The 12,837-nt window shown below is 70.6% G+C and carries 16 protein-coding genes; 2 read left to right on the top strand and 14 right to left on the bottom strand.

Going from position 1 to position 12,837, the window contains the following annotated elements; genetic code table 11:
* Nucleotides 1-14: 14 nt before the first annotated feature.
* The 6 genes from atpE to ACA511_RS09345 all read right to left on the bottom strand — a co-directional run bounded on the left by atpE (nt 15) and on the right by ACA511_RS09345 (nt 4,590).
* A complete protein-coding gene (atpE, locus tag ACA511_RS09370; protein ID WP_371949887.1) occupies nt 15-254 on the bottom strand; it encodes an ATP synthase F0 subunit C in 240 nt (79 codons plus the stop codon).
* Between the two features lie 100 nt (nt 255-354).
* Nucleotides 355-1,149: a F0F1 ATP synthase subunit A gene (gene atpB, locus ACA511_RS09365; RefSeq protein ID WP_375023669.1), complete on the bottom strand. Its 795-nt coding sequence runs from the start codon at nt 1,147-1,149 to the stop codon at nt 355-357.
* 61 nt (nt 1,150-1,210) lie between these two features.
* Nucleotides 1,211-1,435, bottom strand: coding sequence for a hypothetical protein (locus ACA511_RS09360; protein ID WP_375023668.1), 225 nt, complete (start codon nt 1,433-1,435; stop codon nt 1,211-1,213).
* 84 nt (nt 1,436-1,519) lie between these two features.
* A complete protein-coding gene (locus ACA511_RS09355; RefSeq protein WP_375023667.1) occupies nt 1,520-1,936 on the bottom strand; it encodes a hypothetical protein in 417 nt (138 codons plus the stop codon).
* Between the two features lie 229 nt (nt 1,937-2,165).
* Nucleotides 2,166-3,320 carry an MraY family glycosyltransferase gene (locus tag ACA511_RS09350; protein WP_375023666.1) on the bottom strand — a complete coding sequence of 385 codons (1,155 nt, stop codon included), beginning with the start codon at nt 3,318-3,320 and terminating at the stop codon, nt 2,166-2,168.
* A 199-nt stretch (nt 3,321-3,519) separates the two neighbouring features.
* Nucleotides 3,520-4,590 (bottom strand): DUF2207 domain-containing protein, encoded by a 1,071-nt coding sequence (locus ACA511_RS09345; protein ID WP_375023665.1) that lies wholly within the window; start codon nt 4,588-4,590, stop codon nt 3,520-3,522.
* 227 nt (nt 4,591-4,817) lie between these two features.
* Here ACA511_RS09345 and ACA511_RS09340 point away from each other — a divergent pair, with 227 nt between their 5' ends.
* The gene (locus ACA511_RS09340; RefSeq protein WP_375023664.1) at nt 4,818-5,243 is read left to right on the top strand and encodes a hypothetical protein; all 426 of its coding nucleotides are present in this window, start codon (nt 4,818-4,820) and stop codon (nt 5,241-5,243) included.
* A gap of 84 nt (nt 5,244-5,327) precedes the next feature.
* Here the strand turns inward: ACA511_RS09340 and ACA511_RS09335 are convergent, their stop codons facing one another.
* The 3 genes from ACA511_RS09335 to ACA511_RS09325 form a co-directional block, all read right to left on the bottom strand.
* A complete protein-coding gene (locus ACA511_RS09335; RefSeq protein ID WP_375023663.1) occupies nt 5,328-6,524 on the bottom strand; it encodes a hypothetical protein in 1,197 nt (398 codons plus the stop codon).
* Nucleotides 6,521-7,021 carry an RNA polymerase sigma factor gene (locus ACA511_RS09330; protein WP_375023662.1) on the bottom strand — a complete coding sequence of 167 codons (501 nt, stop codon included), beginning with the start codon at nt 7,019-7,021 and terminating at the stop codon, nt 6,521-6,523. Before ACA511_RS09330 ends, ACA511_RS09335 begins: the two co-directional genes overlap by 4 nt.
* Nucleotides 7,022-7,111: 90 nt before the next feature.
* Nucleotides 7,112-7,744 (bottom strand): BTAD domain-containing putative transcriptional regulator, encoded by a 633-nt coding sequence (locus ACA511_RS09325; RefSeq protein WP_375023661.1) that lies wholly within the window; start codon nt 7,742-7,744, stop codon nt 7,112-7,114.
* 342 nt (nt 7,745-8,086) lie between these two features.
* On the opposite strand from ACA511_RS09325, the gene ACA511_RS09320 reads away from it, so the two are divergent.
* A complete protein-coding gene (locus ACA511_RS09320) occupies nt 8,087-8,551 on the top strand; it encodes a hypothetical protein (RefSeq protein ID WP_375023660.1) in 465 nt (154 codons plus the stop codon).
* A gap of 59 nt (nt 8,552-8,610) precedes the next feature.
* On the opposite strand, the gene ACA511_RS09315 is transcribed toward ACA511_RS09320, so the two are convergent.
* The 5 genes from ACA511_RS09315 to ACA511_RS09295 form a co-directional block, all read right to left on the bottom strand.
* Nucleotides 8,611-9,525, bottom strand: a complete 915-nt coding sequence (locus ACA511_RS09315; protein WP_375023659.1) for an L-threonylcarbamoyladenylate synthase — start codon at nt 9,523-9,525, stop codon at nt 8,611-8,613.
* A gap of 25 nt (nt 9,526-9,550) precedes the next feature.
* Nucleotides 9,551-10,411 carry a peptide chain release factor N(5)-glutamine methyltransferase gene (gene prmC / locus ACA511_RS09310; RefSeq protein ID WP_375023658.1) on the bottom strand — a complete coding sequence of 287 codons (861 nt, stop codon included), beginning with the start codon at nt 10,409-10,411 and terminating at the stop codon, nt 9,551-9,553.
* 166 nt (nt 10,412-10,577) lie between these two features.
* Complete coding sequence (prfA, locus tag ACA511_RS09305) at nt 10,578-11,642, bottom strand: peptide chain release factor 1 (protein ID WP_375023657.1); 1,065 nt, start codon at nt 11,640-11,642, stop codon at nt 10,578-10,580.
* Nucleotides 11,643-11,754: 112 nt separating this feature from the next.
* Complete coding sequence (gene rpmE, locus ACA511_RS09300; protein ID WP_375023656.1) at nt 11,755-11,973, bottom strand: 50S ribosomal protein L31; 219 nt, start codon at nt 11,971-11,973, stop codon at nt 11,755-11,757.
* Nucleotides 11,974-12,145: 172 nt separating this feature from the next.
* Nucleotides 12,146-12,799 (bottom strand): response regulator, encoded by a 654-nt coding sequence (locus ACA511_RS09295; protein ID WP_375023655.1) that lies wholly within the window; start codon nt 12,797-12,799, stop codon nt 12,146-12,148.
* Nucleotides 12,800-12,837 lie beyond the last annotated feature (38 nt).

Genomic DNA, 12,837 nt, shown 5'->3' with positions numbered 1-12,837 from the left:
GGTACGGACGGCTACTACTTGATGCCCTGGAAGATGAACGGCGCGACCAGCCCGATGAGGGCGAGCGCCTCGGTGAGGACGAAGCCCAGCAGCATGTTGGTGCGGATCACGCCGGTCAGCTCGGGCTGGCGCGCGATGGCGTTCACACCCTGGCCGAAGATGATGCCGATGCCGATGCCCGGGCCGATGGCCGCGAGGCCGTACCCGATCGAGGTGACGTTACCGCTGACGGCGGCGAGCACTTCTCCCGTCATGGGGTTCATTCCTTTTCTGTCGGCCGGCGGACGCTCCGCCGGTCTGGGCTAACGAGGTTGTTCGGAGGGCCCGGCGCCGGACGCCGCCGCCCCGGGGGGCTTAGTGTTCGGCTTCCAAGCCGCTCTGGATGTACATGGCGGCGAGCATGGCGAACAGGAAGGCCTGCAGGAACTGGATCAGCAGTTCCAGGGCGGTCAGCAGGATCGTGACGATCACGCCCACGATGCCGACGCCGAAGCCGAGCGCGGTGGGCTTCTCGAACAGGAACCAGAAGCCGACGAGGCTGAAGAAGGCCAGGATCGTGTGGCCGGCGAACATGTTGGCGAAGAGCCGCACCGCGTGGGTGAAGGGGGCCAGGATGAACGTCGAGAGGTACTCGATCGGCACCAGCAGGAAGTAGACCGGCAGCGGCAGGCCCTTGGGGATCATGTTCGTGAAGTACTTCACCGGGCCCTGGTGCTTGAACCCCAGGTAGACCTTCACGACGTAGACGAAGACCGCCAGGACGATCGGGAACGCGATGTGCGAGGCGATCGGGAACTGGATGATCGGGATGACCGCGAAGATGTTCCAGAACCAGATGAGGAAGAACAGCGACATCAGCATCGGCATCCACCGGTCGGTGTTCTTGCCGAGGAACGGGCGGGCGATCTCGTCCCGCACGAACATGTAGCCGATCTCGCCGACGTTCTGCATGCCGCGCGGCACGAGCTTCGGCTTGGCGAACGCGATCCAGAACAGGAGGCAGGTCACCAGCGCGCCGACGACCGCGAAGACGACGGGTTTGGTAAGCCACTCCGGGCCGCCGGCGAACAGGGGCGGGAAGTCGAACAGCTCCGGGCCCGGGGCTTTGAACTCATCTCCCCCGGAGGCGAGGACCGTCTGCGCGTTCACGCGGCGTTCCCTTCATCAATGTGTTGATGTTTCACGAAGGCTTCCTCGGCGGCGGGGCCGCTCAGGAGGAGTCGCGACCGTACTTCAGGTAGACCAGGTAGACGGCGAGCCCGGCACCGATGACCAGGCCGATGGGCATCAGCCAGGTCTGGTGCGTCCACTTGGACAGCAGCCACCCGAGTCCGCCCCAGATGAGCATCCCGGAGAGAAGGTAGCTGGGCACGGACCAGGCGACGTCGGCGAATTCCCGCTGGCCGTCCTCCGGCCGGGGTTTCTGCTCGCTCATCGCGCTCCGGACGATAGCAGGCCACCCGTGCGGTGGTCATATTGGAGTAGTCCTCGGGGACAGGCGCCGTGTGCGGGGCCTGCATCACGGGCTCCGGTCCAGGACGTTCTCGGGTTCGTCAATGTAGGGCCTCCGCTGCAGGACGACGCGGAACTCGGCGGCGATCCAGATCAGCGCGAGGCCGATGACCGTCCAGCCGAAGACGGTGGTGTTCCAGAGGGAGACCCCGTCCATCGTCGTGACCAGCACCATCACCGCGAGGATCTTCACCATGTAGCTCGCCAGCGCGGCCAGCATCATCGTCTGCGCGGAGTACTTGGCGGCCCAGGAGACCACCAGCGCGCTGACGGAGAAGAAGGCGATCACCACGACGGCGGCCAGTGCCGCCGCCAGGGCGCCCTTGGCGCCGGCGGTCAGCAGGCCGATCAGAACGGCGCCCACCCCGACCACCGAGGTCGGGATCGCGGCGCCGCGGAACATCCGGGCGTCGGAGGTTTGCATGAGGGCTCCGGCTGGTCACGTTCAGTGGTCGTCTGTTGTTCGTGAAAGGTATCACAAGCGTCCGGTATGTCCACAATTACCCTAGAGGTAATGCGCGTTCAGGGCCCGGGAGGCGACCTCCGGTAACGCTCACCTGGACTTTAGCCCAGCTCACCCTGTGCATTGCCCGGATCGGCGCGTCCGCGCCGGCCGTCCGCGACCATTCCGGGCCCGGCGGGAGAAGTGCAGCTCAGACGCGCATCGGGGGACGCTGCGCGGGCTGGTCGCCGGCGCCCGGATCGGCGCCGGGCTGCTTGCGGCGGGGCTTGCGGATCATCAGCAGGACGCCGGCCGTCGCGATCAGCAGCGTGATCCCGAGGGTGATCCACGCGGCGTCGAACAGCGCCAGCCCGACCAGGCCGGAGGCCAGCAGCCCGACCCAGAAGTACATGATCAGCACGGCGCGGCGGGTGGAGTGGCCGAGTTGCAGCAGCCGGTGGTGCAGGTGCTGCTTGTCCGGCGAGAAGGGCGACCTGCCCTGGTTCGTCCGCCGCCACACGGCGAGCAGCATGTCCATGAACGGGACCGCCGCCACCGCCGGGATCAGCAGCACCGGGACGAAGAACGGGAACAGCCCGTTGGCGAGGATGGCCGGGTCGAACTGCCCGGTCAGCATGATCGTGGACGCGCTGAGCAGCAGCCCGATCAGCATCGAGCCGGTGTCGCCCATGAAGATCTTGGCCGGGCTGAAGTTGTGCGGCAGGAAGCCCGCGCACATCCCGAACAGGACGGCGGCGATCAGCGTCGCGCCGGTCAGCGTGGTCAGCCCGTTCGTCCGCGACAGCAGGTAGGCGTAGGAGAACAGCGCCAGCGCGGCGATCCCGACGACGCCTGCGGCGAGGCCGTCCAGGCCGTCGATGAAGTTCACCGCGTTGATCGTCGCGACGACGACGAAGACGGTCAGCGGCACCCCGTAGGCGGGCGGCAGCGACAGCGACTCGCCCGTCGGCAGCGGGATCACGTAGATCTGGATGCCCTGCATGATGAAGATCCCGGCGGCCGCGACCTGCCCGGCGAACTTGGTGAGCGCGTCCACCTCCCAGCGGTCGTCGGCGACGCCGATCAGGACGATCAGCCCGCCCGACAGCAGCAGCGCCTTCGCGACGCTGATGTCCCCGTCGTCGAGGACCTTGCGCATCTCCGGCAGCCCGGTCGCGACCACCAGCGCCGCCACCATCCCGCCGAACATCGCGAGACCGCCCAGCCGGGGCGTCGGGATGACGTGCACGTCGCGCTCGCGCGGGACGGCCTGCGCCCCGAACCAGACGGCGAACCGGCGCACCGACGGGGTCAGCAGGTAGGCGACGAGGGCGGCGACAAGGATCGTGAGCAGGTATTCCCGCACTCCCCGCGCCTCCCTTCACCGATCGCCGGTTCCGTGTTACCCGCCCGGCGCGCCGTCCACCCGCCCCGGCCGCTGGACCGGTCCTCATGGTTGGACGATCGGCCGGGGTCGAGTGTTCGCACCGCGACCGACCAACTGTAGACCGACCGGGCGCGCGCTCGCTCCCGATCCCGCCGCGCGGTTCATCGCGGAGCGCGGTTCATCGCGGAGCGCGGCCCTCGGCGCCGCCCGGGACGGGCGGGGCGCGGTGCGCGCACACGATCCCGGCGCCGGCGATCAGCAGCGCGAGGCCGGCCAGGCACCGGTCGCCCAGCGAGAACGCCCACGGCCCGCTGGCCGCGACCTCGCCCCCCGCGTCGGCGGCGACCAGCAGCGCACCGGCCGCGATCAGCGCCGCGCCGGCCCGCCGCCGCGGCGCCGGGCGCCGGGCGGCCAGCGCCACCGCGCCGAGGGCGGCGGCGAGCACTGCGGTGCCCGGCCAGCCGCCCGTCCAGCGCGGCGGGACGTACCGGGGCGGGGCGACGGCGATCGCGTGCTTGGGCAGCCGGACACCGATCTTCATGCCCTCGTGCGGGGCGAGCGCGTTCTGGATGAAGTCCACGGCGTACGGGCCGTCGCGGTCGCGCGGGCACCGGACCGTCGCGCCCGGCGCGCCCGCCCGGCAGGTCGCGTACCGCAGCGGGACCGGCGCCTCGACCCGCACCGCCGCGCTCCCGATCGGGACGCTCCAGGCCGTCCCGATCGCGTCCCACACCAGCTCGTCGTGGTCGGGGCGCGGGGTGAACGCCCGGCCCACCTCGTACTCGATCACGTACGCCTGCCGTCCGCGGACCTCGCGGCGCCGGTCGCCGACGCTGATCCGCACGTCGCGCAGGAACCGCGTCATCCGGGCCCGCGCCGGCGCGCCGGTGGACGAGCTGGCCCGCACGTTCCGCACCTCGAAGACCCGGTCGCCGCGGCGGAACGGCACGCGCCGGACGATCCCGTGCTCGCCGGACCGGTCGAAGTCGTAGGTGATCGTCTCCCGGACGTACAGGACGCCGTCGACGCCGATGGTCAGCACGACGTCGTAGGTCGCGATGCCCTCCCCGGCCGCCTGCGCGGGCGGCGGGACGGCCCCGGACACGCCCGGCGCCGGCCTGCCGGCCGGCGTGCCACCGGGGGCGGGCTCGGCGCCCGCGGCGGGGGCGGACGGCATGAGCACGAGGGTCAGCAGCAGGACGCCCGCGAAGATCGCGGGCCTCCGGTCACGGCCACGCACGTCAGGCATGGTTTCACCTGTTGCCATGATCGTGCCGGTGTAACGCGGCCGAGGGCCCGCCGCGCCCGGGGCGAACGGCTTCCTGGACCCTTGGACGCGGCCGGACTCCGCTCGGTTCGCGGGACCGCGAACATCGTCCGGCCCTGGTCAGCCTGTAAGCCCGCCATAAAGGTGACCTTGCGGACACTGCTAAGTTATCGCCTGCTAACCCCCAACACACGAGCCTGGAGGGACTAATGCGGCGAATCGCTGCAGTCGCCCTGACCGCCGGCACCCTGATGGCCGGGATGGCCGCCGTGGGCGCCCCCGCCGAGGCCGCCACGGGCTGGAAGCCCTACAACTCCTACAGCGGCATCGACGCCTGGGGCACCTACTCCCGCAGTGGCGGCAAGACCTACGTGAAGGGCTACCTTCGCGACACCAAGAAGAACGGCTGGACGGCCTGCGTCCGGTTCCTGTTCACCGAGGGGAACCAGAAGTACTGGTCCCGCTTCAAGATCATCGGCGTGACGTCCGGTGGCACGAAGTACAACTACGACGGCGTCGCCAAGGTCAAGATCAGCGTCAGCTCCAGCTACAGCAGCCACCTGTGGGTGCAGGAGTGCGGCCGGAACAAGAAGACCGGCAAGTACCTCTACGGCAAGGGCAAGAAGCTGTTCTAAGCCCGTCGTCACGCCTGTCGACACAGGCCCCGCCCGGCCCGGCGGGGCCTTCGTGCTCTTCCCCGGCCGTTTCGGTGAGCACCGTCACCAGTCCAGATCGTAGAACCCTGAAACGCTCTTGAATCGGACCGCCGGCCTGTTCCGCCCCAACTCGACCATGCCGTAGCCAGTAATCAGATACCGGCCGGACATGTCGCCCTTCATCAGCCTCTGCCCGGCGAAGCGGGTGGCCGGGCGCAGCACCGACCCCAGCGTGCGTCCATCGACGGCGGATATCTCCACCAGATCGAGCCCTCCGCCGCCGGGCGCGGGCGACGCCGTAGAGTCCTCCTCGGACGCCGTACCCGTAAGCTGTTCGGTTCCCTCGATCACCAGGGCCGATCGGCCGTCGGGCATGGCCACCGCGCCCTCGAAAACGTGCGGTGTGGAGAGGACGCGAAGACACGTGCTCGCCTTGACCGACCGCGTCTCTGTCGAACGCACCACTCGAAGCGCGCGCAACTCCTGGACCGTCGTCAAGTCTCCCTGGGATGTTTTCTTGTAGCGTGACCGCACAAAGAACAGAGAGTCACCCTTGCCCGACCAGGAGAGCATTTCATCCGCGGCGCTCTGCGACTCCCGCCACTCCGTACGCGCGCCGCTGCCGACATCGATTACGCCGATTCTCGACCCTACGCTCATCTGCAGGAAACCCGGATCCGGTGCGCATGACTCGACGCTGTAGGCCAGCCTGCGGCCGTCCGCGGTGACCGCGAGGGACCCGTCCCCGACCGGCGTGCCGGGCATCGCCGGACCGGGCACCCGCCACCGGCCCGCGAACCGCCCGGCCTCGGTCACGGTGAAGCGGCGGACGGTGCTCGCGCAGTGCCCGCGTTCCGTCACAAGGAGGAAGAGCGTGCGGCCGTCGCCAGAGGCGGCGAGGTCCAAATAGCTCGTGCCCTTCGGCGCGGCCTCGCTGTCGAGGAGGCGGCCGGTGCGCGAGTCGCGGACCTCCACGCGGGACGGGCGCCCATCCACGGCCAGGTAACTCGCGAAAACGAACCGGGGCATCGTGGGGATCTTCTGAAGGCGCCGATCGGGCTCGTCGACCATCTTCCGGATGCCCAGCAGGCCCGCGACCAGCGCGAGGACGGCCAAGACCGCGCAGACCGGGATTACCAACCGCCCCGGCCGAGCTGGCCGCCGCCCCCGGCGTACGGGGAAGGGCCTCGGCTTCTCCGCGTCCACCGTGTCCACCACTGCATACAGAGCGTCACGCAGGCGGTCCTCGATGCCGCTCATCGCGCCTCCTCCCCCAGCTCGCGAGCCAGCGCGGCGAGCGCCCTGGCCATCGTGGACCGCACCGTTCCCTGACGGATGCCCATGGCGGCCGAGACCTCGTCGTCGGTGAGATCGAGGTAGTAGCGCAGCACCACGGCCTCGCGCTGCCGGCGCGGCAGCCGGTCCAGGGCCCGCATGACCGCCCGGCGCTCCTCACTGAGCATGGCCGCGGACTCGGCCGACCAGACCGGCGGCTCATGCGGCTGCGAGTACCGCCAGATCGTCCTGCGCCGCCGGAGCGCCATGCGGCAACCATTCAGCACCGCGGCACGGACGTAGGCGAGCAGCTTGTCCTCGTCGTCCAGCCGCGGGCACCTCTCCTGCATGCGCAGGAAGACGTCCTGCACAACATCCTCGGCGGTGGCCTCGTCCCCGACCAACAGGACAGCCATCCGCACGAGACCGAGTTGATGCTCCATGTACAGCGCGACGAGGTCGCGGGTCTGGGGGACGACCACGGACCGCGATCCTAACCGGCCCCTCCGGCCGGGCCCGCAGGAAGCACCGAGTACCTGACGGCCAGTTAAGGACAAAGTCGCGGAGCGGCGTCACGAGGCCAGCGTTCTCCTTCTAGGTCGTTCCACGAGATCGCGGAAGCCGGGGCTGGGTTCGAGTCTCATCTCCTCGCCGAGCAGCCTCCGGTAGCGGGTGTAGACCCGCCAGGCACTCACGTGGTCCGCCCTTGCCAAATGGGCCGCGGCGGTGATCCGGTACGAGGTTTCGGCGAGGCCGTCGACCCGCGCGGCCGCCTCGGCCAACTCGATCGCGCCCATCGTGTCGCCAGACGCCAGCGCGTGCTCGGCTAGTCGCTCCAGGGCGAGCAACCGCAGCCGGTCCCAGCGGTCGCCCGCGGCGCGCACGTCGCCGTCTGGCCAGCACGGAAGCAGTACACCGCCCAGGAGCCCCACGTCCTTCGCATCCAGGGCGGGGCGTTCCGGCGGGACGTCGCGGGAGAGGACGCCGTCCGGACCTGCCGCCCCGGTGATCCGACGGGCGAGGCGTTCGCCCCGGTGGAGGTCGACCTCCACGTCGGCCGCCAGCCCGACATGTACCGGGGTCACGGTCAGGATCCGTGCGCCGGTCTCCCGGCGGACCCGCCATAACGCCTGCCTCAGCCGCTTGGCCGCCTCGGCCGGCGCCGCGTCCGGCCACAGCCTGCCTTGCAGGGAACCGCGTCCCACCCCCCCGGATTCCAGTGCCACCGTGACGACGAGCCGGCATAGCGCCCGGGATAGCGGGACGTCCCGCCCGTCCAGCCGACAGCGGAAGGACGTAAGCAGCCCGAGCCCGGCGGCGTCCGCCAGCTCGGCACTTTGATCACCATGCATGCCCTGTTGATGCGCGAGGACGGCCGTCTGCTGCTCGCCTCCGACCAGAATTTCGACAGATCTCGCGCGCCGTGGTCAGCGGTTCCTCGGAGACGGCGGTAACGACGTCCGGGAGGCGTCCGAGAGGCGGCCTTGAGACGGCCCGTTGATGGCATACAGCGGAAGAACCGAACCCTCCGGAAAGAGGTGGCATCGATGCGCAGCATCACCGTCCCGGTCGCAGCCGGGCTCCTGGGCGCGGCACTCACGGGCACCCTTGTGGCCGGCGTGCCCGCGGCCTCCGCCGGCACCACAACGACGACCGCCGCCAAGGCCGCGCCGGCGGCCTCGGCTCCTCTGGGGCAGAGCGCATGGCGCTGCCGCACCGCGACGAGCACGATCACCGGCGCCAAGGTCACCGGCAAGATCTGCTGGAGCGGCAAGAACATCAAGGTGTCGGGGATGATGTACGACACCAAGGGTGACAGCAGGCGCGCCGGCGTGAAGATCCACGTCGTCAACGTTCGCGGGGTGGCGCGCACGCCTTACCACGACTGGATTGACAACAGCAAACCCGGCAAAAAGGAGAGCTGGGGGGACAGCACGAAGGGCAGCAAGTACTGGTTCAAGGCCTGCGTGCGGAACTGGCGCAGCACCAAGTGCGCGAATCGCTGGAGCTGACACACCGACAAGGTCTGCCGTTCTCCCCGTGGAGGCGCCCGGCCTCCCTTCGGGGAGGACTACCGGCCGGCCGCCGGGTCTGGGGGCGGGTCGGTGGCGGGCTCAGCGGTGTCGGCAGGGCCCTCAGCAGGTGTGTCGCGCGTTCCCGCGGACTCGCCCTTGGTGAGGGAGGGCTTCGCCGGTGGCTCGTCGGAGACGGGCTCTGCGGGCGCGTCCGGCGCTCCGGGGTTCTGCTCCTTGGTGAGCGAGAGCACCGCCGACTCCGCGGCGGCGGTGGCCTTCGCGGACGCGTCCGGCTCGCCCGCCGCGTCGGGTTCGTCCGGCTCGTCCTCGTCGGTGAGGAGGACGCCCACCACGGAGCGGATCTTGTCCTCGGGGACGGCGCCGGCGCGCAGCAGGCGCGGGACGGGACCGGTCAGATCGATGATCGTCGACGGGTCGGCGTGCCCCGACACGCCGCCGTCCAGGTAGACCGCGACCGTGTCGCCGAGCATCTTCTCGGCCTCGTCGACGTTGCGGGCGGCCTGCTGCCCGCTCAGGTTCGCGCTGCTGACGGCCAGCGGACCCGTCTCCTTGAGGAGTTCGACCGCCAGCTCATGCATCGGCATCCGGACGGCGACGGTGCCCTTGGTCTCGCCCAAGTCCCACATGAGGTTCGGATTCGCGCGGCACACGAGCGTCAGCGCGCCCGGCCAGAACTCGTCGATGAGGTCCTGCCCGTAGGTGCCGAGATCCTCCACGAGGGCGGTCGCGGCGCGCACGGACCCGACCAGGACCGGCGGGGGCATCTCCCGGCCGCGTCCCTTCGCGTCCAGCAGCGCCGTCACGGCAGGCGGCGTGAACGCGTCCGCGCCCACCCCGTAGACGGTGTCGGTCGGCAGGACGATCAGCTCGCCGCGCCGTACTGCCGACACGGCCTCGGCGATCCCGCGGGTGCGCTCCATCGGCTCGGAGCAGTCATAACGTCGGCTCACGGACCCAGTTTCCCACGCGGCGGGACTACTCGGCAGCGAGGCGGGCGGTCACGAAGCGGTCGCGGTTCGTCAGATCGCGGCGGTTGCGGACGTCGCGCCAGCCGTTCTCCTCCGCGAAGATCCAGTAAACGCCGTTCCCTTGCAGGTCACTGTGCTCGACGGCCACGTAGCCGCCCGGACGCAGCAGCCGGCGCGCGGTGCGCTCGACGACGCGGATCGCGTCCAGGCCGTCGTCGCCGCCGCCCCACAGCGCGTCCGCCGGGTCGTGGTCGCGGACGTCCGGCGGCACGTACTCCCACTCGCTCATCGGGATGTAGGGCGGATTGCTGACGACCAGGTCGACGGTGCCGTCCAGCTCGGGCAGCGCGGCCCCGAAGTCGTCGAGGTGGAGCCGGACGCGGCCCCGCTCGTCCAGCTCCTCGATGTTGCGGGTCGCGTGCACGAACGCGGTCGGGTCCTTCTCGACGGCGTGCACGCGGGCGCGCGGGGCCTCCAGGGCGATGGACAGCGCGATCGCCGCCGAGCCGGTGCCGAGGTCGACGACCAGGGGATCGCGGACGTCCATGTCGCGGAGCGTCTCCAGCGCCCAGCCGGCCATGACCTCGGTCTCCGGGCGCGGGACGAACACGCCGGGCCCGACCTTCAGCTCCAGGTAGCGGAAGTACGCGCGGCCGGTGATGTGCTGCAGCGGCTCCCCCGCCTCGCGGCGCGCCACGAACTCCCAGAACCGGGCGTCGAACGCGCTGTCGGGGACGCCGTGCAGCTCCGAGCGCCGCACCTGGTGCACGGCCGCCGCGAGCTCCTCGGCGTCGGCGCGGGGCGAGGCCGCGCCCGCGTCGGCGAGGCGGGCGGTGGCCCTCGCGATCTCGTCGAGCAGCAGATTCATGATCGTGCCCTTCGAGGGGGGACGAGCCCCCGCGCCCCCCGATTCGCTCCGCTCATGGCCGCTGCCTTTCGAGGGGGGACGACCCCCCGCACCCCCCGATTCGCTCCGCTCATGGCCGCTGCCTTTCGAGGGGGGACGACCCCCCACACCCCCCGGTTCGCTCCGCTCATGATTTTTGAGCTTCAGCCAGGCGGCGTTCCATGTCGGCGTCGACGAGCGCCTGCGTGACGTTGTGGAGGTCTCCGTCCAGCACCTGGTCGAGGTTGTAGGCCTTGTAGCCGACGCGGTGGTCGGAGATCCGGTTCTCCGGATAGTTGTAGGTGCGCACCCGCTCGGAGCGGTCCACAGTGCGGACCTGGCTCTTGCGCTCGGCCGACGCCGCCGCGTCGGCCTCCTCCTGCGCCATCGCCAGCAGCCGCGACCGCAGGATGCGCAGCGCCTGCTCCTTGTTCTGGAGCTGGCTCTTCTCGTTCTGGCAGGAGACGACGACGCCGGTCGGCAGGTGCGTGATGCGGACCGCGGAGTCGGTCGTGTTGACGCTCTGCCCGCCCGGCCCCGACGACCGGTACACGTCGATGCGCAGGTCGTTCGGTTCGACCTGGACGTCGACGTCCTCGGCCTCGGGCGTCACGAGCACGCCGACCGCGCTGGTGTGGATGCGGCCCTGCGACTCGGTCGCGGGCACCCGCTGCACGCGGTGCACGCCGCCCTCGTACTTCAGGCGCGTCCAGGCGCCCTCTCCGGCGGAGCCCCTGGCCTTCACGGCGACGGTGACGTCCTTGTACCCGCCGAGATCGGACGGGTGGGAGTCGATGACCTCGGTCTTCCAGCCGACGCGCTCGGCGTACCGGAGGTACATCCGCAGCAGGTCGCCGGCGAAGAGCGCGGACTCCTCGCCGCCCTCCCCCGCCTTCACCTGGAGGATGACGTCCTTGGAGTCGCTCGGGTCGCGCGGGACGAGCAGCCGCCGCAGGCGCTCCTCAAGGCTCTCGCGGCGCTTCTCCAGCTCCTCGGCCTCGGCGGCGAACGCCGCGTCCTCGCCGGCGAGCTCGCGCGCGGCGGCGAGGTCGTCCTGCGTGGACGCCATCTCGCGGTGCGTCTCGACGATGGGGCGCAGCTCCGCGTAGCGCTTGCCGAGCTTGCGCGCCAGGACCTGGTCGGCATGGACGGACGGGTCGGCGAGGCGTTCCTCGATGCCCGCGTATTCGCTGATCAGATCGTCGAGATTCACGCTGTGTCCTGACCCGTCCCGGCCCGGAGACGGCCTCCGGTTCGCCGACTTCGAAAGGCCCGGGGACCTCGAGCGTCCCCGGGCCGTTCCTGGTATGTGTGCGGCGCCGTTCCTACTTGTCGGCCTTCTTCTTGCCGAAGCGCTGCTCGAAGCGCGCCACCCGGCCACCGGTGTCGAGGATCTTCTGCTTGCCCGTGTAGAACGGGTGGCAGTTCGAGCAGACGTCCGCGTGGATCACACCGTTCTCGGCGGTGCTGCGGGTCTCGAAGGTGTTGCCGCACGTGCACGTCACGGTCGTGACAGTGTAGTTCGGGTGAATGTCGGGCTTCATGGTTCTCCTCGCTTCGGGCGGTCGCCGGGCGTCCCCACGCGTCCATGGTGAAGCCCATGGTGGATGTGGGAAGCGTGAACCGGTACCGCAGCGGTTGCACCTCAAGTGTGCCAGATACCTGAACGTGGCGAGGTCACCGGTCATTCCCGATCTTGGACGGGGCGGCCGGCCGTCACCCGCCCGCGCGGCCCAGGTACGCCAGCACGGCCATGACGCGGCGGTGCCCGCCCTGCGCGGGCTGGAGGCCCAGCTTCATGAAGATGTTCGAGATGTGCTTCTCCACGGCGCCCTCGGTGACGACGAGGTCCTGGGCGATGGCCCCGTTCGAGCGCCCCTGCGCCATCAGCCCGAGCACCTCGCGCTCGCGCGGCGTCAGCGACTCCAGCGGGTCGCCGGTGCGGCGGCGGCCCAGCAGCTGGCCGATCACCTCCGGGTCGATGACCGTGCCGCCCGCCGCGATGCGGCGGACCGCGTCGATGAACTCGGCGACGTCCGCCACCCGCTCCTTCAGCAGGTAGCCGACGCCCTCGGCGCCGCCGCCGATGAGGTCGGTCGCGTACCGCTCCTCCACGTACTGCGACAGGACGAGGATCGGCGTCCCCGGCCTGCGCTCCCGCACGGCGAGCGCCGCGCGGAGCCCCTCGTCGGTGAACGACGGCGGCATCCGGACGTCCACGATCGCGAGGTCGGGGGCGTGCTCCTCGACGATGCCGAGCAGCCCCGGCCCGTCCCCCACGGTGGCGGCCGTCTCGATCCCGGCGTCGCCGAGCAGCCGGACGAGCCCTTCCCGCAGCAGTACCGAGTCCTCGGCGATCACAACACGCATCGGCCCATTATCGTGCCCGCGGCCCGGCCCGCGGACGC

Source organism: Actinomadura sp. GTD37 (genome assembly GCF_041951365.1).
Taxonomy (GTDB): Bacteria; Actinomycetota; Actinomycetes; order Streptosporangiales; family Streptosporangiaceae; genus Spirillospora.
This window is presented reverse-complemented; position numbering and strand designations above follow the sequence as displayed.